25 protein-coding genes are annotated in these 24,496 nt (G+C 62.3%); 14 read left to right on the top strand and 11 right to left on the bottom strand.

Annotated features, from left to right (window positions below; translation table 11 throughout):
* From JNB71_RS03925 to JNB71_RS03915, 3 genes are all read left to right on the top strand, one after another.
* Positions 1-186, top strand: a complete 186-nt coding sequence (locus JNB71_RS03925) for a DUF2065 domain-containing protein (RefSeq protein WP_018324324.1) — start codon at positions 1-3, stop codon at positions 184-186.
* 3 nt (positions 187-189) lie between these two features.
* Positions 190-576, top strand: coding sequence for an ACT domain-containing protein (locus tag JNB71_RS03920; RefSeq protein ID WP_220370508.1), 387 nt, complete (start codon positions 190-192; stop codon positions 574-576).
* Between the two features lie 219 nt (positions 577-795).
* Positions 796-2,325, top strand: coding sequence for a DegQ family serine endoprotease (locus JNB71_RS03915; RefSeq protein ID WP_431028311.1), 1,530 nt, complete (start codon positions 796-798; stop codon positions 2,323-2,325).
* 104 nt (positions 2,326-2,429) lie between these two features.
* On the opposite strand, the gene JNB71_RS03910 is transcribed toward JNB71_RS03915, so the two are convergent.
* Together JNB71_RS03910 and serB are read right to left on the bottom strand one after the other, a co-directional pair.
* Positions 2,430-2,987 carry a GNAT family N-acetyltransferase gene (locus JNB71_RS03910; protein WP_220370506.1) on the bottom strand — a complete coding sequence of 186 codons (558 nt, stop codon included), beginning with the start codon at positions 2,985-2,987 and terminating at the stop codon, positions 2,430-2,432.
* Positions 2,984-3,871, bottom strand: a complete 888-nt coding sequence (gene serB / locus JNB71_RS03905) for a phosphoserine phosphatase SerB (protein ID WP_220370505.1) — start codon at positions 3,869-3,871, stop codon at positions 2,984-2,986. Before serB ends, JNB71_RS03910 begins: the two co-directional genes overlap by 4 nt.
* On the opposite strand from serB, the gene miaA reads away from it, so the two are divergent.
* Positions 3,870-4,802 (top strand): tRNA (adenosine(37)-N6)-dimethylallyltransferase MiaA, encoded by a 933-nt coding sequence (gene miaA, locus JNB71_RS03900; RefSeq protein ID WP_220370504.1) that lies wholly within the window; start codon positions 3,870-3,872, stop codon positions 4,800-4,802. The genes serB and miaA overlap by 2 nt on opposite strands.
* Positions 4,803-5,063: 261 nt before the next feature.
* Here miaA and JNB71_RS03895 read toward each other — a convergent pair whose 3' ends face one another.
* Positions 5,064-7,118, bottom strand: a complete 2,055-nt coding sequence (locus tag JNB71_RS03895; protein WP_220370503.1) for an ATP-binding protein — start codon at positions 7,116-7,118, stop codon at positions 5,064-5,066.
* A 327-nt stretch (positions 7,119-7,445) separates the two neighbouring features.
* Between JNB71_RS03895 and JNB71_RS03890 the strand changes: the two genes are divergently transcribed.
* Entirely contained in the window at positions 7,446-9,227 is a 1,782-nt protein-coding gene (locus JNB71_RS03890; protein WP_220370502.1) for an acetolactate synthase 3 large subunit, read from the top strand.
* 22 nt (positions 9,228-9,249) lie between these two features.
* Positions 9,250-9,822 (top strand): acetolactate synthase small subunit, encoded by a 573-nt coding sequence (gene ilvN, locus JNB71_RS03885; protein WP_112846222.1) that lies wholly within the window; start codon positions 9,250-9,252, stop codon positions 9,820-9,822.
* Between the two features lie 49 nt (positions 9,823-9,871).
* On the opposite strand, the gene JNB71_RS03880 is transcribed toward ilvN, so the two are convergent.
* Positions 9,872-10,717, bottom strand: coding sequence for an aldo/keto reductase (locus JNB71_RS03880; protein WP_220370501.1), 846 nt, complete (start codon positions 10,715-10,717; stop codon positions 9,872-9,874).
* A gap of 197 nt (positions 10,718-10,914) precedes the next feature.
* Here JNB71_RS03880 and JNB71_RS03875 point away from each other — a divergent pair, with 197 nt between their 5' ends.
* The 5 genes from JNB71_RS03875 to JNB71_RS03855 all read left to right on the top strand — a co-directional run bounded on the left by JNB71_RS03875 (position 10,915) and on the right by JNB71_RS03855 (position 15,148).
* Positions 10,915-11,508 carry a LysE family translocator gene (locus JNB71_RS03875; RefSeq protein ID WP_220370500.1) on the top strand — a complete coding sequence of 198 codons (594 nt, stop codon included), beginning with the start codon at positions 10,915-10,917 and terminating at the stop codon, positions 11,506-11,508.
* Positions 11,509-11,676: 168 nt separating this feature from the next.
* Positions 11,677-12,300, top strand: a complete 624-nt coding sequence (gene nthA, locus JNB71_RS03870; RefSeq protein ID WP_220370499.1) for a nitrile hydratase subunit alpha — start codon at positions 11,677-11,679, stop codon at positions 12,298-12,300.
* Complete coding sequence (gene nthB / locus JNB71_RS03865) at positions 12,297-12,956, top strand: nitrile hydratase subunit beta (protein ID WP_220370498.1); 660 nt, start codon at positions 12,297-12,299, stop codon at positions 12,954-12,956. The genes nthA and nthB overlap by 4 nt, the downstream gene beginning before the upstream one ends.
* A complete protein-coding gene (locus tag JNB71_RS03860) occupies positions 12,925-13,314 on the top strand; it encodes a nitrile hydratase accessory protein (RefSeq protein WP_220370497.1) in 390 nt (129 codons plus the stop codon). Before nthB ends, JNB71_RS03860 begins: the two co-directional genes overlap by 32 nt.
* A 235-nt stretch (positions 13,315-13,549) precedes the next feature.
* Positions 13,550-15,148, top strand: coding sequence for a sensor domain-containing phosphodiesterase (locus tag JNB71_RS03855; protein ID WP_223215785.1), 1,599 nt, complete (start codon positions 13,550-13,552; stop codon positions 15,146-15,148).
* Positions 15,149-15,181: 33 nt separating this feature from the next.
* Here the strand turns inward: JNB71_RS03855 and JNB71_RS03850 are convergent, their stop codons facing one another.
* The 4 genes from JNB71_RS03850 to JNB71_RS03835 form a co-directional block, all read right to left on the bottom strand.
* Positions 15,182-15,976: an anti-sigma factor family protein gene (locus JNB71_RS03850; RefSeq protein WP_220370495.1), complete on the bottom strand. Its 795-nt coding sequence runs from the start codon at positions 15,974-15,976 to the stop codon at positions 15,182-15,184.
* Positions 15,973-16,527, bottom strand: a complete 555-nt coding sequence (locus JNB71_RS03845; protein WP_220370494.1) for an RNA polymerase sigma factor — start codon at positions 16,525-16,527, stop codon at positions 15,973-15,975. Before JNB71_RS03845 ends, JNB71_RS03850 begins: the two co-directional genes overlap by 4 nt.
* Positions 16,511-16,885: a COG4315 family predicted lipoprotein gene (locus JNB71_RS03840; protein ID WP_220370493.1), complete on the bottom strand. Its 375-nt coding sequence runs from the start codon at positions 16,883-16,885 to the stop codon at positions 16,511-16,513. The genes JNB71_RS03845 and JNB71_RS03840 overlap by 17 nt, the downstream gene beginning before the upstream one ends.
* A 105-nt stretch (positions 16,886-16,990) precedes the next feature.
* Positions 16,991-18,091: an AbrB family transcriptional regulator gene (locus JNB71_RS03835; protein WP_220370492.1), complete on the bottom strand. Its 1,101-nt coding sequence runs from the start codon at positions 18,089-18,091 to the stop codon at positions 16,991-16,993.
* Positions 18,092-18,305: 214 nt separating this feature from the next.
* Here JNB71_RS03835 and JNB71_RS03830 point away from each other — a divergent pair, with 214 nt between their 5' ends.
* The gene (locus tag JNB71_RS03830) at positions 18,306-19,436 is read left to right on the top strand and encodes an ATP-dependent DNA helicase (RefSeq protein ID WP_018324345.1); all 1,131 of its coding nucleotides are present in this window, start codon (positions 18,306-18,308) and stop codon (positions 19,434-19,436) included.
* A gap of 4 nt (positions 19,437-19,440) precedes the next feature.
* Here JNB71_RS03830 and JNB71_RS03825 read toward each other — a convergent pair whose 3' ends face one another.
* Positions 19,441-20,121, bottom strand: coding sequence for a MerR family transcriptional regulator (locus JNB71_RS03825; protein WP_220370491.1), 681 nt, complete (start codon positions 20,119-20,121; stop codon positions 19,441-19,443).
* Positions 20,122-20,470: 349 nt separating this feature from the next.
* Entirely contained in the window at positions 20,471-21,586 is a 1,116-nt protein-coding gene (locus JNB71_RS03820) for a hypothetical protein (protein ID WP_220370490.1), read from the bottom strand.
* 363 nt (positions 21,587-21,949) lie between these two features.
* Between JNB71_RS03820 and JNB71_RS03815 the strand changes: the two genes are divergently transcribed.
* On the top strand, positions 21,950-22,702 hold the full coding sequence (locus JNB71_RS03815) for a pyridoxine 5'-phosphate synthase (protein WP_220370489.1): 753 nt from the start codon (positions 21,950-21,952) through the stop codon (positions 22,700-22,702).
* 241 nt (positions 22,703-22,943) lie between these two features.
* On the opposite strand, the gene JNB71_RS03810 is transcribed toward JNB71_RS03815, so the two are convergent.
* Entirely contained in the window at positions 22,944-23,831 is an 888-nt protein-coding gene (locus JNB71_RS03810; RefSeq protein ID WP_220370488.1) for an SDR family oxidoreductase, read from the bottom strand.
* A 158-nt stretch (positions 23,832-23,989) separates the two neighbouring features.
* Here JNB71_RS03810 and JNB71_RS03805 point away from each other — a divergent pair, with 158 nt between their 5' ends.
* A complete protein-coding gene (locus JNB71_RS03805) occupies positions 23,990-24,397 on the top strand; it encodes a winged helix-turn-helix transcriptional regulator (RefSeq protein WP_220370487.1) in 408 nt (135 codons plus the stop codon).
* Positions 24,398-24,496 lie beyond the last annotated feature (99 nt).

Here is a 24,496-nt window from a genome sequence, read left to right as displayed (position 1 = left end):
ATGAGTGATTTTCTGACGGGAATTGCATTTTTCCTGATCATCGAGGGGCTGGTGTACGCACTGGCCCCTTTGGTTTTGGTGGAAATGGCGAAACGATTGCCTCATATTCCGGAGCAACAGTTGCGGCTGTTCGGACTTGTTTCCGTCGCCATCGGCGTGGCACTTGTCTGGATGGTTCGAGGATAGAAAATGACACATAAACTGCTGATCCGTCTGGTGGACGCCGAATATGCGATCACCAGGCTCAATATCGGGACGCCATTGCCGGAATGGTTGATGGGACCGGGGTTCTGGACCGTATCGAGTTCGCGCGAGGAGATGACGCTGGTGTGCCGGGCCGCGCGCATTCCCCCAGGCGTGCAGTCATCCGGCGGCTGGCGCTGCCTGCGCATAGAGCAGCATTTCAGCTTCGCAGTCCCGGGCGTGCTTGCCTCCGTGCTCAACCCTCTGTCGGAGGCGGGCGTCGGCATCTTCGCCAATTCGACCTTCAGCACCGATTACGTCTTCATCATGGGTTCGGACCTGGACAAGGCCGTGGCAGCGCTGAAGGCGCATGGCCACGACATCACCAGCTGAACCCGTCCGCGGCCACGCGGGCTTTTCAGTGCTAACGAAAAGATGACTGGACGCGTCCCAAATCCGCCTTATCTTCAGACAGAATCTAGGCCACATTGGCGGCGGAAGGCTGGCGGAGATGCGATCCCGCAGCTGTCACGCGCGCCGGCACGACGAACGACCTGCTGCCGGCCCGTCTTTCTCCGACGTGTCACCCCTAATCGAGAGGACCCCATGGGTTTGTCCATCCGCGCTTCCTTCCTCCGCACCGCGACGCTGGCGGCAAGTGCCGCGCTTGCGATGAATTCCGTGCCGCTTGCGTCTGTCGCCACGGCGCAGACAAAGGCGCCGGTTGCGACCCAGCAGGGGCCGGATTCGGTCGCCGACCTCGCCGCCGGGCTGCTCGATGCCGTCGTCAACATTTCGACCTCGCAGAATGTTAAGAACGACGACCAGGCGCCGATGCCGCAGGTGCCGGAAGGCTCGCCCTTCCAGGATTTCTTCGACGAGTTCTTCAAGGGCCAGGGTGGCGAGGGGGGCAATCGCCAGCGCACCGTCAATTCGCTCGGCTCCGGCTTCGTCATCGACCCCACCGGCTTCATCGTCACCAACAACCATGTGATCGAGGGCGCCGACGACATCGAGGTCAACTTCGCCAATGGCAGCAAGCTCAAGGCCAAGCTGATCGGCACCGACACGAAGACCGACCTTGCGCTCCTGAAAGTGGAGCCGAAAAAGCCGCTGACCGCCGTTCCGTTCGGCGATTCCCGCCAGATGCGCATCGGTGACTGGGTGATGGCGATCGGCAATCCCTTTGGGCTCGGCGGAACGGTGACGGTCGGGATCATTTCGGCGCGCGGCCGCAACATCAATGCCGGGCCGTATGACAACTTCATCCAGACGGATGCGGCCATCAACAAGGGCAATTCCGGCGGTCCGCTGTTCAACATGAAGGGCGAAGTGATCGGCATCAACACGGCGATCATCTCGCCGAGCGGCGGCTCGATCGGTATCGGTTTTTCCGTGCCGACGGAACTGGCGCAGAACATCATCAACCAGCTCAGGGAGTTCGGCGAGACCCATCGCGGCTGGCTCGGCGTGCGCATTCAGCCGGTGACGGACGAAATTGCCGAAAGCCTGAAGATGGAAACCCCGAAGGGGGCGCTCATTGCCGGCATCATCAAGGACGGGCCGGCCGACGGCGGCCAGATCAAGACGGGTGACGTCATCGTCAAGTTCGACGGACGCGATGTCATTGAAATGCGCGACCTGCCGCGCGCCGTCGCCGAAAGCCCGGTCGGCAAGGCTGTCGACGTCGTCGTCATCCGCGACGGCAAGGAGATCACCGTCAAGGTGACGCTCGGCCGGCTCGAGGATGGTGAAAACCTGGCGGGCGCCGAGGCGGATCAGAACCCGCAAACCCAGGAAGGAACCGACCAGGCCGAGCCGCCGGCGGCAGACCTGCCGGCATCCGACCTCGTGCTCGGCATGAAGCTCGCCACACTCGACGCGCAAAGCCGCAAGACCTATGGCATTTCCGAGGATGTCGAGGGCGTCGTCATTGCCGAGGTTCAGCCACAGTCGCCGGCAGCCGAACGGCGGATCGCGGCGGGCGACGTGATCGTCGAAATCGGCCAGGAGGCGATGAAGACGCCAGAGGACGTATCGGCGCGGGTCGAGGAACTGAAGGCCGACGGCCGCCGCAATGCGCTGTTGATGATTGCCAACAAGGCTGGCGAGTTGCGGTTCGTCACCGTGCGGATGGAATAGGCGCTCGCGGCTGCGGCTGCGGCTGCGGCGCCGCGCCTCGACGCGGAGGCGTTCTGCAGGCGCGATCACGGAAGAAATCAGAAGGCGGGCCGCAAAGCCCGCCTTTATCGTGCCAGCCATTCCTTTCGGCTGATGGCATAGAGCACATGGTGCTTGAGCTGCGGCGCAGTGTCTGGCACCCGCGGATGTTCGAAGTCACGCGCCGGGTCTCGCCGCATGCCGATGCGCTGCATCACCGCCGTCGAGCGCGTGTTGCTTGGCACCGCAAAAGAGACGATTTCGGCAAGGCCGTGCGTTTCGAAGCCGTGCCGGAGCATCGCTTGCGACGCCTCCGTGACATAGCCCTGGCGCCAGAAGCGAACAGCCAGCCGCCAGCCGATTTCCACCGTGCCGTCCGGCAGGAACGGCTCCAGATCGGTGCGGGCGAGCCCGAGAAAGCCGATCGGCTCATCCGTATCCCGCAGCGCCAGCGCGAAAAAGCCGAGCCCGGTTTCGCTGATCCGGTGCCGAACCTCGTCCATCAGGGCGTCGGATTCCTGGCGCGAGCGCCGGCGTGGAAAGAACTCCATCACCTTCGGATCGGCGTTGATTTCGGCAAAGAGCGGCCGGTCTGTCTCCCGCCAGTTGCGGATGCGCAGCCTTGCCGTTTCGAGGACGATCAAAGAACGAAGTCCGTTTTCCTGTAACCCTGGATATAGAGGAGGGCGGTGAGATCGGCGTGGTCTATGCGGATTTTTACCTGCGACGAGACGACGGGTTTGGCATGCAGGGCAACGCCGGATCCGGCGAGATGCAGCATGCCAAGATCGTTGGCGCCGTCGCCGACGGCCAGCGCCTCGGCCGGCGAAATGCCGAGCCGGGCCGAGATGTCGACGAGCGCATCGACCTTGGCCTGCTTGCCGAGGATGGGCTCGGCAACGGTGCCGGTGAGGTAGCCTCCCTCTTCGAGGAGGATGTTGGCGCGGTTTTCGTCGAAGCCTAGCGTTTCGGCGATCGGCTGGGTGAAGACGGTGAAGCCGCCGGAAACCAGCGCGGTATAATAGCCCCTAGCCTTCATCGTCGCGACGAGTTGCCTGCCGCCTGATGTCAGCGTGATGCGCCTGGCGATCACGTCGGCGATGACGGTGACCGGCAGGCCCTTGAGCAGAGCCACGCGCTCGATCAGCGCCGGCTCGAAGGCGATCTCGCCGTTCATGGCGCGTGCCGTAATGGCGGCGACCTTGTCCTTGAGGCCGACTTCGGCGGCAAGCTCATCGATGCATTCCTGGCCGATCATCGTCGAATCCATGTCGGCGATCAGAAGCTTCTTGCGGCGCGTCTCGGATTGCTGGACGATGACGTCGACCGGCGCATCGCCGACGACGCCGCGCAGCAGCGCCTCCTGCCAATCGGGATTGGCGCCATCCTTCAGCGCAATGTCGCAGGCGATACCGTCAGCGAGCCAGTAGAGGCCGGACGCATCGACCGCGGCCGCGGCTTCTTCGGCGAGCGCCGGTGTCAGAACGGGGTTTGACGGATTGGCAACAAGCGTGGCAACGAAGGCCATGATGAAGAACCTTGAGATTGGACAGGACGCGATCCTGATAACCGGGCCGACCGCCAGCGGCAAGTCCGCTTTGGCCGTGGAAATGGCGAAGCGGTATAATGGCGTGGTCATCAATGCCGACAGCATGCAGGTTTACGATACGCTGCATGTGCTGACGGCGCGGCCGTTCGAACAGGACATGCAGGGCATTGCGCATCATCTCTACGGGCATGTTCCGGTGTCGCAGCTTTATTCCACCGGCGAATGGCTTCGCGACGCTTGCAAGGTTCTGCAGGCCGTGCGCGGCGAGGGGCGCATTCCGGTTTTCGTCGGCGGCACCGGCCTTTATTTCAAGGCGCTGACGGGGGGCTTGTCGGACATGCCAGCGGTTCCGGCTGCCGTTCGCGACGATGTCCGCAGGCGCCTGCAGGAAGAGGGTGCCGAGGCGCTGCACGTCATCCTTTCACAGAAGGATCCAGAAACCGCCGGGACCCTGCGGCCGGGCGACGGCCAGCGCATTGCCCGGGCGCTTGAAATCTTCGAGGCCACCGGGCAGTCCATCCAGGTCTTCCAGGCACGGCAGGGGCCGGTCGCCATCGATCCGGGAAAAGCGCTGAAGATCGTCGTCCTGCCGGAACGTGACGTGCTGCGCCGAAGGATCGACCGGCGCTTTGCCCAGATGCTGGATGGCGGGGCCGTCGAGGAGGTCGAGGCGCTGCTGTCGCTTGATCTGAAGCCAGAGATGCCGGCGATGAAGGCGATCGGCGTGCCGCAGATTGCCGCCATGCTGGCCGGGGCGATGACGAAGGCCGAGGTGATCGAAACTGCCTCCGCCGCCACGCGCCAATATGCCAAGCGGCAGATGACATGGTTTCGCAATCAACTCGACGAGAGCTGGCTGCGCTGGGATCCGGACGCCGACGATGCAACCAACGCTGACACTGGACGTTAATACCGATTGGAGCACCGGCATGAACAGCGCACCGCGCAATTAGCAGGATGGAGATGATCGGGTGCTCGCGGGAGACCTACATGGATATCACCACACTTCTCATCATCGTTGTTATCATTCTTCTCCTGGGCGGCGGTTGGTACGGCAGAGGACGCTGGTACTAATAGAAACCTGGGAGGCGGCTCGCGGGCTGGGCAGGTGCCGTTTCCGTCCCTTATCGGAAGCCGATTTATGAGCGCCATGCTGCCTGCTGCAGCAAACTTACTTGCGGATGATGCTGCTCAACGGTTTCTTCAGGAGGCTTTCGCGCAGTGATGGGCGGGTCAGGTCAGTTCCGGGCTGGGCAAAGCTTGGGGTGACGCGCGGCGGTGGCGCATGGTAAGGCTCCGGTTTCGGTTGAGCCGGAAGGTCTTCCGAGAGCAACTGATTGCGGATCTGGTTGAAGCGCTCAAGCTGCGGATTAACCGGCTCCGCGCGCGGCAGCATGGCCGGGTTGTACGGTTCGATTGCCGGCGTGTGCGGCTCGTTCCGAGCTTCGGCAACCAGTCCTGGAGGCCTGCTGCTTTCGGCGCTGGGATAGGCCGGAGCTCCAATGTCGTCATCGAGCCCGAGGCTCGCCGTATAGGCCTGCTGGAAGCTTGAGATGTCCGGACCATTCAGGGCTCGCATGCGGGCCACTACCGAGCGCAGGTCGACTGTGTCGGGGGTTTCGTCCGTTGCCCTGACGCCGACGCCATTGGCTTTCGGCAGATTCCTTTCGTCAATACGGGTAAAGCGCATGCGCATCGGCACGGCGACCGCCTCGCCGAAGGCGATTGCTTCGCCATTGCCGATCGAGGAGATGAAACTGGTCGAGGAAATCGACGAGTTCGGGATGGCCGAGCGGATGATGTCCTGGTCCCGGTCGTTGGAAAGGCGCATGGCAAAGACCGTCGAGCACTGCGACAGGATGGTCGGATCGAGTTCGCCAGGGCGCTGCGTGATGACGCCGAGCGACACGCCGTATTTGCGACCTTCCTTGGCGATGCGGGCGATTGCCTGACGGGTCGGAACGAAGCCCAGGCTGGCATCGGCCGGGACATACCGGTGAGCCTCCTCGCAGATGACCAGCATATGCACGCCGCCATTGCTCCAAAGGCCTATTTCGAACGCCATTCGGCAGAGTACCGAAGCGACGGAGTTGACGACTTCCGAGGGAATGCCGGCGAGCTGAAATGTCGTCAGCGGCTTGCCATCGCCGGGAATGCGGAAGATCTTGGCGATGGTCTCGAGGATCGTATCGGTGATTGTGTTCGACGAGAACATGAAGTTATAGCGCGGATCGTTGATCGCGCCGATCACCTTGACCTTCAGCGAGCGCAGGTATGGCTTGTCGCTGCGGCCTTCCAGCCGCCCGATGCGCTCGTCGATCAACGCCAGCAGATCGGCCATCCGGTAGGGGACGGGGGTGTCGGCGGTGATCGAGCTTTTTTCGCTGGTCCGGCGGGCAAGGCCGCTCTCCGCCGCGCCCTTGAACGCCCTCTTCGCCTCCGGAATGACGTCGCGCAGGATGTCGAGCTCTTCCGGAACGGGTGGCCGGCCGCGGAAGATCACTTCTGCGAATTCCTCAAGCTTCATCAGCCAGAAGGGCAGATCGAGATTGTCCGTGTCGACGACCACGGCAATATCGGGAAAGGCGGCGGCGAATTCATTGTGCGGATCTAGGATCAGGACGCGCAGCTTCGGATCGGCCGCGATCGCCTTGCGCAGCAGCAGGCTGACGGCCGTTGACTTGCCGACGCCGGTGGTGCCGACGATAGCGAAATGCTTGGACAGCATCGAGGGCACATGGATGGCGGCATCGAGGCTTTCATCCTGGGTAAGCTTGCCGATGACGCAGACATCGTTCTTGCCCGTGTCGTAGATGCGGGCAAGGTCGGCGGAGCGGATGCGGTGGGCGATGGCGCCGAGATGGGGGTATTGACTGATACCGGCGGAAAATTCCTCACGCCCTGAAGCGCCGACATGCACTTCGCCCATCAGTTCGACTTCGATGCGGAAGACGTTGTCGAGTTCCTCGCCCCACTCATTGGTGACGGTCTGCATCGAATAGACCAGCGCGACCACGCGGTTGTTGCCGACGCTGATCGAGATCAGCTTGCCGACGGACCACAATTCGGTCAGCGAGGTCTCACCCTTTTCGGCAACGGCAGCAATCATTGCCCGCGATCCGCTGCACGCGACAACGCGACCGAGGAAGCGATTGCCCCGGGTCAGAGCATCGCGCCGATCCTGTTCTCCTGCACTGATCGACGAATGAAGGTCACTGTTCAGCACTGCGAAACCTCTGGCCAAGAGTTCACTATATTACCGGAAGGGATTTAATAAGTCGTTTCTTGGGCTTGGGCTATTCTGTGCCGTTTTGCGACCCCCGCCGGTTGTTTTCGGGAAAGGCGTTGACGGGGTCGCCATTTCTGGTTATCACTGCGCCCCATGAAAAAGATCGTTGCAATTCTTGTGGTGGGGCGGCGCATGGGCAGGATGGTGTAACCATCCGGCGATAGCCACCCATGCGCAAACACGAGGCCCTCACGGGGCCTTTTTTTATGCCATCAAACACGATACTCACAGCCAAAATCGCGAAACATGGACGGAAACAGGCCAATGAGCGGCACAGAAAACCAGATGACAGGGGCGGAAATTGTTCTTCAGGCACTGAAGGACAACGGCGTGGAGCATATCTTCGGCTATCCGGGCGGTGCCGTCCTGCCGATCTATGACGAAATCTTCCAGCAGGACGCTATCCAGCACATCCTCGTGCGCCACGAGCAGGGCGCCGGCCATATGGCTGAAGGCTATGCCCGCTCGACCGGCAAGGTCGGCGTCATGCTGGTGACCTCCGGGCCGGGTGCGACCAATGCCGTCACGCCGCTTCAGGACGCGCTGATGGACAGTATCCCGCTCGTCTGCCTGACCGGCCAGGTGCCGACCTCGCTGATCGGCTCGGACGCCTTCCAGGAATGCGACACGGTCGGTATCACGCGGCCCTGCACCAAGCACAACTGGCTGGTCAAGGACGTCAACGAGCTGGCCGGCATCATCCATGAAGCCTTCCGCATCGCCCAGTCCGGCCGTCCTGGACCGGTCGTCGTCGATATTCCCAAAGACGTCCAGTTCGCCACCGGCACCTATACGCCGCCATCGGCCGCGAAGGTCCAGCATAGCTACCAGCCGAAGGTGCAGGGCGACATACGCCGCATCGAGCAGGCCATCGAGCTGATGAAGGGCGCCCGTCGTCCGGTCATCTATTCCGGCGGCGGCGTCGTCAATTCCGGCCCGGAGGCCTCGCATCTGCTGCGCGAACTGACCGAACTGACCGGCTTTCCGATCACCTCGACGCTGATGGGCCTCGGTGCCTATCCGGCTTCCGGCAAGAACTGGCTCGGCATGCTCGGCATGCACGGCACCTACGAAGCGAACATGGCGATGCATGATTGCGACGTCATGGTATGCGTCGGCGCCCGTTTCGATGACCGCATCACCGGCCGCCTCAATGCCTTCTCGCCGAACTCGAAGAAGATCCACATCGACATCGATCCGTCCTCGATCAACAAGAACGTGCGCGTCGACGTTCCGATCCTCGGCGATGTCGGTTCCGTTCTGGAAGACATGGTTCGCCTGTGGCGGGCTTCCACCGCCAAGGACGTCGACAAGGGCCGCCTCGATGACTGGTGGGCCAGCATCGCCCGCTGGCGGGCACGCAATTCGCTCGCCTACAAGGCGAGCGACGAGGTCATCATGCCGCAATACGCCATCCAGCGGCTCTATGAGCTGACCAAGCACCGGGACACCTATATCACCACGGAAGTCGGCCAGCACCAGATGTGGGCCGCGCAGTTCTACGGCTTCGAACATCCGAACCGCTGGATGACCTCGGGCGGCCTCGGCACGATGGGTTACGGGTTCCCGGCGGCAGTCGGCGTCCAGGTCGCGCATCCCGAAAGCCTCGTCATCGACATCGCCGGCGACGCCTCGATCCAGATGTGCATTCAGGAAATGTCGTGTGCCGTGCAGTATAACCTGCCGGTCAAGATCTTCATCCTGAACAACCAGTACATGGGCATGGTGCGCCAGTGGCAGCAGCTCTTGCACGGCAACCGCCTCTCGAATTCCTATACCGAAGCCATGCCCGATTTCGTCAAGCTCGCGGAAGCCTATGGCGGCGTCGGCATCCGCTGTGAAAAGCCGGGCGAACTCGATGCGGCGATCCTTGAGATGATCGACAGCCCGGCGCCGGTGATCTTCGACTGCCGCGTCGCCAATCTCGCCAACTGCTTCCCGATGATCCCCTCGGGCAAGGCGCACAACGAGATGCTGCTGCCCGACGAAGCCACGGACGAGGCGGTCGCCAACGCGATCGACGCCAAGGGCCGCCAGCTGGTTTGATGAATAGGAAAAGGACGAGATCATGAACGCACATCTTCAGCCGACCGGCTCCGCCTATTTCATCGCCAAGGAAACCGAGAAGGCGGAAAACCACACGCTTTCGGTTCTCGTCGATAACGAGCCGGGCGTTCTTGCCCGCGTCATCGGCCTGTTTTCCGGCCGTGGCTACAATATCGAGAGCCTGACCGTCTCGGAGACCGAACACCAGACGCACCTGTCGCGCATCACCATCGTGACGCGCGGCACGCCGCATGTGCTCGAACAGATCAAGGCACAGCTGGAGCGTATCGTGCCGGTCCATCGGGTCGTTGACCTGACAGTCAGGGCCGCCGAGCTTGGCCATGACCGGCCGATCGAACGCGAAGTGGCCCTGGTCAAGGTCAGCGGCGATGGCGAGAGCCGGGCGGAAACGCTGCGCCTGGCGGATGCCTTCCACGCCAAGGTGATCGATGCCACGCTGGAGCACTTCATTTTGGAAATCACCGGCAAATCGTCGAAGATCGACCAGTTCATCGCCATCATGAAGCCGCTCGGCGTTATCGAGGTCTGCCGCACCGGCATCGCGGCGATGAACCGCGGCCCGCAGGGAATGTAATCGGGCAAGGGGCGCCGCTTCGAGTCATGCCGCGCCCCTTGCCATGCTGTCAGATCATCTCCAGCGGCACTTTCCGCCACGGTGGCGGAAATATCCTGTCGAGTGCGGCAAGATCGTCGTCCGTCAGATGCACCTCGACGGATGCCCGATTCTCCCGGGCCCGTTCCGGCATCCCGGTCTTCGGGATGACGATGACGCCGGGATTGCGGATCAGGAAGGCGAGGGCGATCTGGGCGACGGTTGCCTGATGCGCCTTGGCGATATGGATCAAATCCGGATGGCGCAGCAGCCGGCCTTCGTCGAGCGGCGAATAGGCCATGATCGGGACGCCGCGGGCTTGGGCGTCCTTCAGGAGATCATATTCGATGCCGCGGCGGTTGAGATTGTAGAGCACCTGATTGGTCGCGACATTGCCGCCTTCGGGTACGGCGAACAGTTCATCCATATCGTCGGAATCGAAATTGGAGACGCCCCAGGCGCCGATCTTGCCAGCCTGCCGCAGCGTCTCGAAGGCGTCGACCGTTTCTGAAAGCCGGTAGCGGCCCCGCCAGTGCAGCAGATAGAGGTCGATATGATCGGTGCCGAGCCGTTTCAGGCTCGCCTCGCAGGCCTTGATGGTGCCGTCGCGGCTGGCATTGGTGGGCAGAACCTTGCTGACGACGAACGCGTCGGCGCGCCGGCCCTTGATTGCCTCGGCGACGACCCGCTCGGCGCCGCCGTCCGCATACATTTCCGCCGTGTCGATCAGCGTCATGCCGAGGTCGAGCCCGTGCCGCAGGGTTCTGGCTTCCTCGGCAGCGCTCGCCTTGCGCTCGCCCATGTGCCAGGTGCCCTGGCCGATCACGGGAACGGTCCTGCCGTCGGGAAGGGTGGTGGTCGGAATGGCGTCGTGCATCGGAATCCTCTTTCGGCCGCAGATCGGCCCAGTCGTAGGAAGGGTCGATGTCTCATTTAAGGCATATCCTGGCAGCGCAAAGGCCGTGACTCAAAAACGTCGGCGCCGACAATCGCCCGTGTCTTGTCACGGTGACAAGTTTTGGGTGGCCCCCGCCGGCAGGTCAGCTAGTTTGACCTGAAATTCGGGAGGTTTCCATGCAGGCCGACACGCTACTGGCGTTGTTTCTCTTTGCTTTTACGACATCGATCACGCCGGGGCCGAACAACATGATGCTGTTTTCATCGGGCGTGAATTTCGGCTTTGTCCGCACCGTTCCGCACATGCTCGGCATTGGCGCAGGCTTCCTGTCGCTGTTGATCGCCGTCGGTCTCGGCCTTGGCGCGCTTCTGTATTCCGTGCCTCTGCTCTACACCGTGCTGAAATTCGCAGGCGGCGCCTATCTCGTCTGGATCGCCTGGAAAATCGGGACGTCACGGAACCTTGCCGAAGGGAAAGGCAAGGCCGTGCCGATGACCTTCCTGCAGGCGGCCGCCTTCCAGTGGATCAACCCGAAGGCCTGGGTGATGGCGGTTACCGCAATGGCGACCTATACGAGCCAGCAAAGCTATCTTACCAGCGTCATCTGGGTCGGCATCGTCTTTGCCATCGTCAACGTGCCGAGCGTCTCGACCTGGGCCGGCTTCGGCTCGGCGCTCAGGCAGTGGCTGTCCGATCCGCACCGGCTGAAATGGTTCAATATCAGCATGGCGGTCTTGCTCGTCGCCAGCCTTTGGCCGATGCTGCGCTAGCTGCGGAGTTCAGGGCAGATGGGGGTTTGAGCATGCCGGGGGCGCTTGTTACCTCGATCAGCGGCGGCGACGGTTGCCGTTCGAAAATCTGCTGCTTGGAGACATGGGCAAGAGACTGCCACCCGTGGCACCAAGCACGCAAACCAGCCAATGACATGCGAGGACGCCATGCACGATCACGATGACCACCACCATCACGACAACCATTTTTCCGATATGCAGGCGCGGGTGAAGGCGCTGGAGACGGTGCTGACGCAGAAAGGGCTGATCGACCCGGCAGCGATCGACGCGATCGTCGAGACTTACGAAACGAAGGTCGGCCCGCGCAACGGTGCCCGTGTCGTTGCCAAGGCCTGGAGCGAACCCGATTTTGCCGATTGGCTCAGTCGCGATGCGACGGCGGCGATCGCCAGCCTCGGTTATGGCGGGCGGCAGGGGGAGCACATGAGGGCGGTGTTCAATACAGCGGCGACGCACAATCTCGTCGTCTGCACGCTGTGCTCCTGTTACCCCTGGGCGGTGCTGGGGCTGCCACCGGTCTGGTACAAGGCGCCGCCCTACCGTTCACGCGCGGTGATCGATCCGCGCAGTGTACTTGAGGAATTCGGGCTAACCCTGCCGCAAACCAAGAAAATCCGCGTCTGGGACTCGACGGCGGAACTGCGCTATATCGTCATTCCGGAACGGCCGGAGGGAACGGAAGGGCTCGATCAGGAAGCGCTTGCCGATCTTGTGACGCGCGATTCGATGATCGGCACGGGTCTGGCCAAACCGGTGGGAGCAGGACGATGAATGGCGCGCAGGATCTTGGCGGCCAGCATGGGTTGGGCCCGGTTGCGCCGGAAAAGGACGAGCCCTATTTCCATGCGGAATGGGAAAAGCGCGCGCTTGGGCTGACGCTCTCCTGCGGCGCTTTCGGCGCCTGGACGCTGGACGAAAGCCGGCATGCCCGCGAAAGCCTGCCGCCCGCCACCTATCTCGCCGCCAGCTACTATGAAATCTGGATACGGGCGCTGGAAACGCTGCTTACGCGGCACCGGTTCGTCTCGTCCGCGGAACTGGCCGAGGGCCGGATGCTGGAAAAGGGTGCGCAGCCGAAGCGAATCCTGACGGGGGATATGGTGGCCGGCGTGCTGGCAAAGGGCGGTCCCTGCGACCGGCCGGTGGCCGAGGCTCCGGTCTTTGCCGTGGGGCAGCGGGTGCGGACCCGCAATTTCCATCCGGAAACCCATACGCGCCTGCCGCGTTATGCACGCGCCAAGACCGGCGTCGTCGAGGCGGTGCAGGGCTCGTTCGTCTTTCCCGACGACAATGCGCATGGCAAAGGCGAGAACCCGCAATGGGTCTATACGGTCGTTTTCGACGCCGGCGAAGTCTGGGGCGAGGGCGCCGATCCGTCGCTGACCGTTTCGATCGATGCCTGGGAGAGCTATCTTGAACGCGCATGAACCTTCAAACCTCCTGGCGGGTTCGCCGGAACTGCCGAAATCCGTGGAGGGCGACCCGGTCTTTGCCGAACCATGGCAGGCCGAAGCCTTCGCCATGACGGTGCGCCTGCACGAGAAGGGCGTGTTTTCCTGGAGCGAGTGGGCCGAGGCTCTGTCGCGGGAGCTTTATCAACCAGGCCGCTGCGCCGACGGCAGCGACTATTTCGATTGCTGGGTCGCAGCTCTGTCGCGTCTGGTAACGGAGCTGTCGATCACCTCGGAAGCGCAGCTCGACCATCTCACCCGAAGCTGGCAAAGGGCGGCGGAAGCAACGCCGCACGGACAGCCGATCCTTCTGGAAAACGATCCGGCCCTCTGAGGTGAATTGTCCCGGCTGATGCCGACGCGCGATGGGGCCAAGGCATTTGTTGCGATTGGCGAGAGCGGGGCGTGAGACCAGAAAGCACGCGCACAGTTCCGGTCCCGACATCGGGGCCGGATTTGCGCTGATCGCTGGCCAACAGCTGCCGGACTTAAGTAAAAATGAAGACATTATCAGCTAATATAGCGTGATCTGTTGTGCCGCCGCTTAAAGTCCACCGAGAGAATCTGCCCTGACACAAGTTGTTCCCCTCGCTAAACTCAAGGATGCCCTGCGTCACAGCCGGTTCGAACCGGCATTTCAGCCGCTCGTGGATCTGGCGAATGACTCGGTTGTGGGTTTCGAGGTTCTGGCGCGATGGGTGGATCCCGCGTTGCCGGCCATTGGCCCTGTCGATTTTATTCCGGCTGCCGAGCGGTACGGTCTGATCGGCCCGCTGACACGGCAAATTCTTCGCAAGGGATGCACCCAGGCCCTTCAATTTCCCGGCGAACCGATCCTTGCATTCAATCTATCGCCGCTTCAATTTCGCGATCCCGATCTGTTCGATTTCCTCATGGCGATCATCGAACCAACCGGCTTTCCGTTGCAGCGCGTCCATATCGAGATGACCGAAAGTGCCTTGATCGGCGACGACGGCGTTGCGCTGACAACCGTCGAGCGATTCAAATCCGTCGGTATTGGTGTCGCACTCGACGATTTTGGAACTGGTTTTGCCAGTCTTACCAGGCTGCATGCGTTTCCGTTCGAGACGATCAAGATCGATGCCAGCTTCGTCCAGACGATGCAAACCGACCCAGGCAGCCGCAAGATCGTCGCCTCCGTCATCGGCCTTGGCCAAAGTTTAGGAATGACGGTTGTTGCGGAGGGGGTAGAAACCGAGCAACAGGCGACGATCCTGCGACGCCTTGGATGCGACATCGCCCAAGGCTGGCTATTCGGCAAACCGGCGCCTGCGGCGGAAATCGCAAGGTCGCTTGCGCCCAGCGCCGGAGGCATGCCGAGGACATCGACGCGCGTTTCTCCACTGCAACGGTTCCATCAATTGGAAGCGTTGTATAAGGACGCGCCGATCGCGCTTGGATTCGCCGATCTCGATCTGCGATATGTCAGCGTCAACGATAGGCTGGCGCAAATCCTTGGTCGGCCGGCGGAGGACATCGTCGGCCATCGCCTAACCGAGCGACTGCCCGCGCGTCATGACGTGGCGATGACCCGCCTTCTGCGGCGCATCATAGAAAAACGGTCGATCACATCCCGCGAATTCAGCCATCGGGCAACGGGGCGCGCTTATCACATCTCCTGCCAATGCGTTTGCGACGACGTCGGTGATGCGATCGGATTGTCGATCGCCGCGATCGACATCACCCAGCGCAAGGCGGCGCAAATCGCGCTGAAGGCAGACGAGGAACATTTCCGTCGTGCCGTGGAGCTCAGTCCGAACGTCGCATGGGCGGCCAGGCCGTCAGGCGAGGTGGACTATATGAGCCCGGCGCTCGGGGTCGGTGAAGCCAGCGGCATGGCCGACAGGATTGCCGACTGGTATGCGCGGATGCACGAACAGGACAGGGTGAGGGTACGACAGGAATGGCTCGCGTGGCTGCCGTCTCAACAGCCGTTTTCGACGGAGTTCCGCATCAAATGGAATGACGGCGAATGGCGGTGGGTGTCGAGCCGGGCAAAGCCCTTTTTCAATTCAAGAGGCCAATTGGAACGCTGGTACGGCGTGATCAGCGATATCAGCGAGCAGAAGGTCCTCGAGGCGGAGGTCGCTCGCATGGCGAGCTTGCCCCAGGAGCGAGCCACACAAATCCTAAAACTCTTCCGCTGACATGCAGCACCTGAAAAGCGGTGCCGGAGAGGATCAGCTTTCGAACTGGCGGTAGCACTCCTCGGCGATCGCCTGCAGTTTCGCGCGAGTGACTTCGCCGGTTACCGCATAGCCGATCTCCCCGTCGATCCAGTAGAAGGTCTCGATCGATCCTGAGGTTTCGAACCGGAAGCTGGTCTCGGTGCTGTGCGGATTCCTGCCGAGGAGAACGGTGAGACGCTCGCCGCCGGCGTCCTGGTACATCAGCATCGCGCCGGCCTTGCCATTGACGGGCAGGAGCCTGCCGCCGACGAGGGAGAAACCCTCTGAACGGAGATCGGGTGCTACCAGTTTGTAATTGAGGCGTTTGCCAAGCCAGGTGATCAGGTGTGCCTGGTCGTCCGCGCCGACTTCGACGGGATGCCGTTTTTCGCTGGCATAGACGAGAAAGGCGGTTTTCGATTGCCCCGGCAGGCTTTCGAGAGCCGAGGCGGTCGCGACCGGCGGCTTGCCGGCGTAGAACCGGTCGGCATAGACGCCGGCAGCGGCACCGGACAGGAAAAGTATGAGCGAGGCGGCAAGCAGACCCGTCTTGCGCCAGAAGGATGCCGGGGGCCCGGATTGCGTCGTAGGTCGCAGCAGGGTGTGGTCGTTTTCGCCGAAGCGGGCATAGCCGGAAAAGGCGGCTTTCAGGTCCCTGGCCTGCGCCTGCCACAATTGAACCTCGGCGGCTTCTTCCGGATGGTCTTTCAGGAAGAGTTCGACCTGACGCCGGCGTTCATCGTCGAGACGTCCATCGACGAAGGCATGCAGGTCGGATTCGGTGACCGGGGTGTGTTCGTCTGTCATTTCGGTCTCCGCAGCGTAACAATATTGTCCCTTGCAAGGTGCGCGGCCATCTGTCGGCGTGCTCGCGACAGCCGCGACATGACCGTGCCGATCGGGATAGACAGCATTTCGGCGACGTCCTGATAGGCATAGCCCTCGACGACCACGAGCATCAGCACCGAGCGGTATTCCGGCGTCAGTGCGTTCAGTGCCTGCTGCAGCCGCGTCTTTTCCAGCGGATCGCCGGAAACATCCTCCGCCGTCAAGCCCAGCGTCTCGTCGAATTCGACGGATGGATGCTGGCTGGAGCGGCGGTGGCGGTCGCGATAGAGATTGGTCATGATCGTGAAAGCCCAGGCACGCAGGTTGATGCCGCGCCACTGGCTGCGGCGGACGAGAACCTTCTCGACGCAATCCTGCAAGAGGTCTTCGCCGTCGCTGTCGGACTTGGCAAGGCTGCGGGAATAGCGGCGCAGCGACGGCATCAACGTCAGGACCTGATTTTCAAACGTTTCCGCGGAAAGGGGGCTTGCCCCCTTCGCGCGAGAACCCTCATCAGGGGCGTGCGGCATCCCAGACCTTTCCTACGCCGTCCCCGGTGACGTCACCCTTTTTTGCGTCCTTGATCCAGAAGTAGAGCGGCATGCCCTTGAGCGCCCATTGCTTCTTGCCATCCTTGCGTTCAACGAGCGTGTATTCGCCTTCGGCCTTGGCGGATGCATCGGCGAGATAGGGCGGCCAGTTGGCGGCGCATTTATCATAGCAATAGGATTCGCCCTTTTCATCCTTCTTGTAGGTGTAGAGCGTCATGCCGTTTTCAGCGGCGATGACCTTGCCCTTGTCGGTATTGACCGTCTGGACCGGGGGAGCGGCAATGGCGGAAGTGGCCGCCACGATGGAAAAGGCAGTAGCGAGCGGCAGAAATCTCATTGGATGTGTCCTCTTTTGAAATCGTTCCGAACGAACCGCCTTTCGAGCCGGTTCGAACGTAAGACACATCCGGGCCGCATCTTATTCCCGGCATTGCGGAAAAACTTATCGCCGTGGCGTGGCCCTTGAAGCGACAAACCGCGCCAGTGACGGTCCGACCGCCATGACGAGCAGCAGCCGCGCCGTCTGCAGCGCCATGACGAAGGGCACGTCGACCTTGCTGGAAGCGGCGATGATGGCGATCGAATCCATGCCGCCAGGGCTGGTGGCGAGATAGGCAGTCAGAGGGTCGATGCCGACCGCCTTGACAAGGACGAAGGCGAGCAGGCCCGAAACGCTCATCAGCACGAGGATGGAGATGATCGTCGGCAGAGTCGCGCGGCGGGCATGGGCGAGGATCGGCCGGGTAAAGCCGAGGCCGATGTTCCAGCCCAGCATGGCATAGCTGATCGCAAGCAGCCATTCGGGAATTTCAATCGTCAGCATGCCCGAGACGCTGAGAACGGAACCGAGCAGGAAGGGCAGGAGGAAGACCCCGGCCGGCACGCGCAGCCATTTGCCGAGAAAGCCGCCGACGATGGCCACCGCGGCGGTCTTAAGGAAAGAGACTAGGTGGATCGGCCCGAACCAGATGATCTCCTGTCCCGCTGCGTCGACCTGCGCCCAGTAGCGCGCGACCAGCGAGGCAGCGGCGGCGACGAAGACGACGCGCAGATATTGCATGAAGGCGACGAGGCGGATGTCGGCGCCGTAGGCATCGGCCATGACCAGCATCGATGTCGCCGCACCGGCGGAGGAGCCCCAGATCGCCGTCGTTCCCGGCAGGATCTTGAGCCGGCTCATCACGAGGCCGCTCAGCGTGCTCATCGCGATGACGGCGGCGACGATGGCAAGGAATAGTGGCCAGTTGGCGAAGAAGGTCACCAGAATGCCGGGGCTCATCGTCTCGGCGATCATCGTGCCGATCAGGGCCTGGCCGCAACGAAGCGCCGGCAGCGGCAGACGGATCGTACCGCCGTTCATGCCGACAAAGGCGCCGGCCACCATGGGGCCCATCAGCAGGGCTGCGGGAATGCTGGCGAGTTCGAGGCAGCCGGCAAGGACGGCCGAGAGAAGCAGCAGCAGACACCATTGCACGGCGGCATTGCAGCGGCCGATACCCGACGTTGCGGGTACGGACGGGTCTTCGGCAGGATCGGGTCTCACATCGGCACTTTCGGTATTCAGAACAGGCAGCGCTTGGGAGGCGGCTTCGGCGGGACTATTATCATGGGCCGTCTCGTTGCGATATGCGCGGCTTGTGGCGGTTTCTTGCGCTGTTTCGCAATAATAGCCAAATTTTTGGACGCGCGGGCGAGGTGGCAGAGCTTCAGGTGCAAGCCGGGCGACAGGTCGGCGCGAATCGGGCAATAGATCGACGATGGAATTCGCACCGCAACAGGATGAGGCCCTCAAGGCCGTTTCGCGCTGGCTGAAGGAAGGGCGCTCGCCGCTCTTCCGGCTGTTCGGCTATGCCGGAACGGGCAAGACCACGCTTGCGCGCCATTTCGCCGAGCATGTCGACGGCGATGTGCTGTTTGCCGCCTTCACCGGCAAGGCCGCCCAGGTGCTGCGCTCCAAGGGGGCGACCAACGCCAGGACGATCCATTCGCTTATCTACCGGCCACGCGGCGAGGAGGAGGTCTCCGACGAGGAAACCGGCAAGACCTCGATCGCGCCGATGTTTGCCATCAACCGGCAGTCGCCGGTCGCCAAGGCGGCGCTGATCATCGTCGACGAGTGCTCGATGGTCGACGAGGCGCTCGGCAAGGATCTGATGAGTTTCGGCACGCCGATCCTGGTGCTCGGTGATCCCGGCCAGCTTCCGCCCGTGTCCGGCGGCGGCTACTTCACCAACGAGGAGCCGGATTACCTGCTGACCGACATTCACCGCCAGGCGCGCGATAATCCGATCATCCAGCTTGCCATGCATGTGCGCGAGGGCAAGGAGATCATGCACGGCGACTACGGTACGACGGCCAGGGTGATTTCGAAGAACGAGGTGACGCAGAGCCTGGTGCTCGACGCCGACCAGGTGCTGGTCGGGACAAACAAGACGCGGCGACGCTACAATATGCGGCTGCGGGAGCTGAAGGGGTTCACCACCGACTATCCGCAATCCGGCGACAAGCTCGTCTGCCTGCGCAACGACCCGGCCAAGGGGCTGCTCAACGGCTCGCTCTGGCAGGTGATGACCTCGTCCAAGGAGACGGTGAAGCCCGGCATCAACCTGATGATCCGCCCGGAAGACGACGACATGGATCGCGGCGCCGCCAAGATCAAGCTCTTGAAAACCGCGTTCGAGGATGTCGAGGGCGAAATCCCGTGGTCGACGCGCAAGCGCTACGACGAATTCGACTACGGCTATGCGCTGACCGTGCACAAGGCTCAAGGGTCGCAATGGAACGACGTCGTGCTGTTCGACGAAAGCTGGGCCTTCCGCGACACACGCGAGCGCTGGCTCTATACGGCGATCACGCGGGCTGCCGAAACCTTGACGATCGTGCGCTGACCGTTCACTCGGCGGCAACCAGACCCATCAGCACCGCCTTGGCCACCGCCTGGAAGCGGTGGTTGACGTTGAATTTGCGGATGATGTCGGATTCAAGCGTCAGCACGGCGGTCAGGTCCATGTCCATCAGGCTGGCGATCCGGTTTGCCGGATAGCCTTCGGCCATGAAGGCGAGGCACTTCGCTTCGATCGGCGACAGGTGGATCGGCGTCACGGCGGCAGGTCCCCCACCATCGCCGTCCGCCGCCGATTCCAGAAGCTCGCTGACCCGCTGCATCTGGCGCCGCAGGATCGATTGCTGGGCTGCCAGTTCCCGCTTGCGGGCATTGAGCGCGTCTTCGAATATCTGCGCGGCGTCACCCTGGCTTTGGCATGCTGTCAGCGCCCGCATGAGGTCCTGGATTTCGGCGATCGGCATGTCGATCTCGCGACAGGCGTTGATGATGGCCATTCGCCGGATGTCCTCGAGGCCGTAGACCCGCATCGGCCCCATCCTGTCGGCGGCGAGCAGTCCCTTCTCCTCGTAGAAATGCAAGGTGCGGTGAGTGACGCCGAAGGCGTCCGCCATGTCGGCGATGGCGACGTGATTGTCGGGAATGGTTCCGGGCAGGGGCAGGTGCGGCAGGAAGCCGGAAGTCCTCCGCTTGCCGGGTGCGGACTGGATGGTCGTCGACTGTTCTGCCATCGTATGAAATCGCCCTCGCTGATCATGCGCGGGAGAAAATCCTGGAGGCGGCAATCTGCCGGCTACGCATCGAAACGACGCGGCAGTTGCCTTTCCCCGTGGCCCTCCATGCCATGCACACCACCCGGCCCTTGGATGGATACTCGCGACCATTGTGCTTGCCTGATGAGCGATCAGGCCTTTATCCCCGTATGCCCGAGCAGAATACACGCAGTGCGGGAAGAGCGATAGCTAGCAAGATTAGGGATAAAATCCGGGATCTCTAAGAGAATTCGCGTTTCGGCAGACGCGCTGCGGGCCGTGACTTCAGGCTGTCGCGTCATTCACAGCTCACTTTTGGCAATGTGCCTCAGCGAATGAGCGTCGAGGGCAGGGCGCCTGCGCTGATGACGAAGCTCAGCTTCCGGCGATGTTCGGCCGATAGCTTCTCCTGGCAAGCCTTGGCCTCGCGAAAGGATGCGCGCGTCTGCAGATGCCGGTAGGCGTCGGTCAGCGCCATGCATTTCATCAGCGGGCTGTCGATCGTGGCACTGCTCGCATAGCGGAATATGTAGCCGTCAGCAGCCAGGGTCTTTGCCGCGAGAGCAAGGCTTTCGTAAAGAATATCCGCCTCGCCGGCCACATGCGCCTGGTCGAGAAAGCCTTCGTGAAGCGTTTCGGAGGTCGCGTCATGAGTGACCAGAACCCGCAGACCGGCTGGCGACTCCTGCTGGGTGATGGAGATGGTGAACGCCAGCGGGTCGGTTGCCGGCGATTTCGGCAGCGGCCAGAGCACCGTGCCGGGCACGGCGGCGATCGTCCGGTAGTGCGACGCGGCGGTGCGAAACGCATCGGCAAAGCGCCCCGCCTTGCTGGTGCGCGGCCATTGCGTCTGAACCGTTATCTTTGGAAGATCGTCGGCGAATTTGCGCTCCAGGACGGCTCCGTGCAGACGAGACTGTGCCGGGATGTTGACGCTCATGGCGGGCGAGGACAGGGGCACGAAGATCAAGAGCGGCAGGGCGGAAAGCACGGCGAGCGGCGAGGAGAGCGGTGCCGGCAGCCAGGGCATCCGGCGGGACACGGCCGGGCGCGGCGGAACCGACGGGCGCTCCGGTTGCGCCTGCACAAGCGGGGCTGCACGCTGGCGCAGATATTCAGGCACATAGGTGCCTTTCGGAATATCGATGCGCCACGCGTCGCCGGCGCCTTCGCCGGCATAATAGGCCGCGAGCAATTTCCTCAGCTTGCCCGCATGGACGCGCACCAGTGGGTCGCTATCCGCATTGAAGGCCTGCGGCCGGTCGAAGACGTCGATGCCGATCGCGTACCCCTTCAACTGATGGCCGTTGCCTTCGATTTCCCGCTCGACGACATATTTCAGGAAGGCGCGCAGCCGCTCGGAGCGCGAAAACGCAGCACTCGACAGAACGCTGTCCAGCGCATCGAGGATGGCACGGTCGTTTGGCCTTTCGCGCGTGTTCATCAGCGCCTTCTCTCTGAAACACACGCCCGCGTCCGTGCTCCATCTGGAATGACAGGCGATTCGGTGAAGTCGCAGCAAAAACGAAGGTTCATTGGTTCGGTTCGGGTCTTTCCGTGGGATTTCAGCACCGCCGCTCGCCATCCGCGAGCGTATCGCTTGTACTTGAGTCTGCATTTAACCGGATATTTCCGGGTTTGTCAGTGCTCGAATCATTAAACTTGCGTTTCAGATAAGATGTTCGGCCGGACGGTGCCCGGTTTATTGTGACGGGTACATTTTCCGGATCGCCGCTTTGTTGCGGGTCGCGCAAGGAACCGCTAGAAAAGACCCGCCGCAACGCCATCTCCCATCGAAAGCGCTGAAATGCCTGCGAAACTCTCGGTAAACCTGAATGCGATCGCCATGCTTCGCAACCGGCGCGATCTTCCCTGGCCATCGGTGACGGGCTTGGGCCAGATAGCGCTTGAGGCCGGCGCCAGCGGCCTGACGGTGCACCCGCGACCGGACCAGCGGCATATCCGTTTCTCCGATCTCGCCCCGATTCGCGCCTTGATCGACGATCTTTATCCGGCGGCCGAGTTCAACATGGAAGGTTTTCCGAACGAGCAGTTTCTCGAACTGGTCGAAGAGCATCAACCCGAGCAGGTGACGCTGGTCCCCGACGATCCGACGCAGGCGACCTCGGACCACGGCTGGGACTTCCGCAAGAGCCACAACCTGCTCGGCAAGGTCGTCGGACGCCTGAAGAAGAAGGGTTTTCGAGTGTCGTTGTTTGCCGACGGCGACCCGGACATCGAGGCCCTGACGATTGCCAAGGAGACCGGCGCCGACCGGATCGAGCTTTACACCGGCCCGTATGGCGGCTGCTACGACGAACCCGAGCGGGCTGCCGTGCTCCTCGAGCAACTGGGGCGCACGGCCGAGCTTGCAACCGGGCTTGGTCTCGACGTCAATGCCGGCCACGACCTGACGGTCGCCAACCTGCCGCCGCTGGCGGCGCGCATCTCCAACCTCGCCGAGGTTTCGATCGGCCACGGCCTGACAGCGGATGCGCTGCAATACGGCATGGCGGAAACCGTCCGCCGCTTCTGCCGCGCCTGCGGCCAGGATATCTGAGACGTCCGCCTGTTTTGAGAAGGGCTTCCGTGTGGCCGGAGATGACGCAGTCGGCCATCTCCTTCTTCTTCCGTCATGCTTGGGCTTGTCCCGAGCATCTGACCCATAAGTGAATTTTTTAATAAGCGATTAACAGGGCGGGAGGCAGATCCTCGGCACAAGGCCGAGGATGACGTCGCGGCTGCTGCGAGCTTTGTCAGTCGTGTGAGAGCCCGGCGTGTCCGGAGCCCCTCACTTTTGCTTAACCGAGAAGGGCTGGTTTGCTGGCTTCAAGGAAGCTTTCGAGCGTCGCCAGCTTCTCGCCGGAAAGCGTGGCGGCATCATCGGTGACCATATCGATGTGACCCTCGCGTGTGTTGGCATCGAAGGAGACGACGACCGGAATGAGGAAATCGGGCAGGCCTGCGGCCTTGAGCCCGCCTGCGAGCTGCTCGTCGGTGACATGCACGACGTCAAGTGGCTTGCCGGTGACCTTCGAGACGGTGGCAGCGATTTCGTTGACGGTGTACTTGGTCTCGCCGGTCAGCGTGTAGGTCGCGCTTCCGCTCGCGCCGGAGGCAAGTGCTGCGGCTGTTGCCTTGGCGATGTCCTTGCGTGCGATATGGGCGAGCTGGCCCTCGCCGGATGCACTGTACCACTTGCCCTCGGCGAGCGCGTGCGGCAGCGCCATGAACAGATTTTCCATGTACCAGCCATTGCGCAGGATCGTGTAGGGGATACCGGTCGCCTTGATCGCGTTTTCCGTGCCGAGATGATCGAGGGCGAAGGGGATGACCGAGGTTTCGGGGTTCGGCATCGAGGTGTAGAGAATGTGCTTGGCACCGGCCTTTTGCGCGGCTGCCACCGCCGTCTGGTGCTGGCGCAGGCGCTTGCCGGCTTCGTCCAGCGCGTCGGTGGAGATGATCAGGATGCGGTCGGCGCCCTTGAAGGCTGCTTCCAGCGAAGCTGCATCGTCAAAGCTCGCCGAGCGAGTCTGGACGCCCTTGGCAGCGTAGTCAGAGAGCTTGGCGGCATCGCGGCTGGTGGCGATGATGTTGGCGGGCTGGACCTTGCCGGAGGCGAGGAGTTCATCAAGCACGAGGCGGCCGAGCTGGCCGGCGGCGCCGGTGACGAGAAGGGTTTCGGGCATGGTGCTTCCTTTGTTGTCAAACGGCGCTGCAGCGCGTTGCTGAAGCGTCCGGTTTGAGATATGGTTCCCAAATGAGACCTTCTCTTAATTCGTTATCGCTCGACGGATGTAAAGGAGGCAGTTTTTTATTTGGTGGTTACGTGAAGGGAACCGGCCCCATGAACAAGATGGCAGGCAAGACGGTGGGCGAACGGGTGATCGTCGTCATGGGCATGGCTTTTTCCCGCGAGGATTGCCCGGTGCGCGACGTCATCGACAATATCGGCGGCAAATGGAATACGCTGATGATCCTGGCGCTCGCCGACGGCCCGATGCGTTTTTCGGCGTTGCGCCGGCTGATCCCCGATATTTCCCAGCGCATGCTGACCCAGACGCTGCGCGATTTACAACGAGACGGTTATATCGGCCGCGAGGTCTTTCCGACCCAGCCGCCGAGCGTCGAATACCGGCTGACGCCGCTGGGACAGTCCTTCCTGGTGCTTGTCAAAGGGCTGGTCGACTGGTCGAAGGAGCACCACGATGCGATCCGGGCGGCGCGGGCGGAATATGACGCAACGGCTGCGTGACGATCCGCGCGCGCCGATGCGGCTGGACGGTCACGGTGATCGATCCGTTTGGGCCTGCCGGCCTGACGGAATGCAAGTGGCAAGAGGACCTCAGCCTGC

The organism is Rhizobium herbae (genome assembly GCF_019511375.1).
Taxonomy (GTDB): Bacteria; Pseudomonadota; Alphaproteobacteria; order Rhizobiales; family Rhizobiaceae; genus Pararhizobium; species Pararhizobium herbae_A.
The sequence above is the reverse complement of the archived record's forward strand: the minus strand, read 5'-3'. Positions and strand labels throughout refer to the sequence as shown.

What these genes read in the sequence shown, in the direction of transcription:
- JNB71_RS03925 (WP_018324324.1), top strand. Translation starts at nt 1, where the DNA reads ATGAGTGATTTTCTGACGGGAATTGCATTTTTCCTGATCATCGAGGGG.
- JNB71_RS03920 (WP_220370508.1), top strand. Translation starts at nt 190, where the DNA reads ATGACACATAAACTGCTGATCCGTCTGGTGGACGCCGAATATGCGATC.
- miaA (WP_220370504.1), top strand. Translation starts at nt 3,870, where the DNA reads ATGATGAAGAACCTTGAGATTGGACAGGACGCGATCCTGATAACCGGG.
- serB (WP_220370505.1), bottom strand. Translation starts at nt 3,871, where the DNA reads ATGGCCTTCGTTGCCACGCTTGTTGCCAATCCGTCAAACCCCGTTCTG.
- JNB71_RS03890 (WP_220370502.1), top strand. Translation starts at nt 7,446, where the DNA reads ATGAGCGGCACAGAAAACCAGATGACAGGGGCGGAAATTGTTCTTCAG.
- ilvN (WP_112846222.1), top strand. Translation starts at nt 9,250, where the DNA reads ATGAACGCACATCTTCAGCCGACCGGCTCCGCCTATTTCATCGCCAAG.
- JNB71_RS03880 (WP_220370501.1), bottom strand. Translation starts at nt 10,717, where the DNA reads ATGCACGACGCCATTCCGACCACCACCCTTCCCGACGGCAGGACCGTT.
- JNB71_RS03875 (WP_220370500.1), top strand. Translation starts at nt 10,915, where the DNA reads ATGCAGGCCGACACGCTACTGGCGTTGTTTCTCTTTGCTTTTACGACA.
- nthA (WP_220370499.1), top strand. Translation starts at nt 11,677, where the DNA reads ATGCACGATCACGATGACCACCACCATCACGACAACCATTTTTCCGAT.
- nthB (WP_220370498.1), top strand. Translation starts at nt 12,297, where the DNA reads ATGAATGGCGCGCAGGATCTTGGCGGCCAGCATGGGTTGGGCCCGGTT.
- JNB71_RS03860 (WP_220370497.1), top strand. Translation starts at nt 12,925, where the DNA reads ATGCCTGGGAGAGCTATCTTGAACGCGCATGAACCTTCAAACCTCCTG.
- JNB71_RS03850 (WP_220370495.1), bottom strand. Translation starts at nt 15,976, where the DNA reads ATGACAGACGAACACACCCCGGTCACCGAATCCGACCTGCATGCCTTC.
- JNB71_RS03845 (WP_220370494.1), bottom strand. Translation starts at nt 16,527, where the DNA reads ATGCCGCACGCCCCTGATGAGGGTTCTCGCGCGAAGGGGGCAAGCCCC.
- JNB71_RS03840 (WP_220370493.1), bottom strand. Translation starts at nt 16,885, where the DNA reads ATGAGATTTCTGCCGCTCGCTACTGCCTTTTCCATCGTGGCGGCCACT.
- JNB71_RS03830 (WP_018324345.1), top strand. Translation starts at nt 18,306, where the DNA reads ATGGAATTCGCACCGCAACAGGATGAGGCCCTCAAGGCCGTTTCGCGC.
- JNB71_RS03825 (WP_220370491.1), bottom strand. Translation starts at nt 20,121, where the DNA reads ATGGCAGAACAGTCGACGACCATCCAGTCCGCACCCGGCAAGCGGAGG.
- JNB71_RS03820 (WP_220370490.1), bottom strand. Translation starts at nt 21,586, where the DNA reads ATGAACACGCGCGAAAGGCCAAACGACCGTGCCATCCTCGATGCGCTG.
- JNB71_RS03815 (WP_220370489.1), top strand. Translation starts at nt 21,950, where the DNA reads ATGCCTGCGAAACTCTCGGTAAACCTGAATGCGATCGCCATGCTTCGC.
- JNB71_RS03810 (WP_220370488.1), bottom strand. Translation starts at nt 23,831, where the DNA reads ATGCCCGAAACCCTTCTCGTCACCGGCGCCGCCGGCCAGCTCGGCCGC.
- JNB71_RS03805 (WP_220370487.1), top strand. Translation starts at nt 23,990, where the DNA reads ATGAACAAGATGGCAGGCAAGACGGTGGGCGAACGGGTGATCGTCGTC.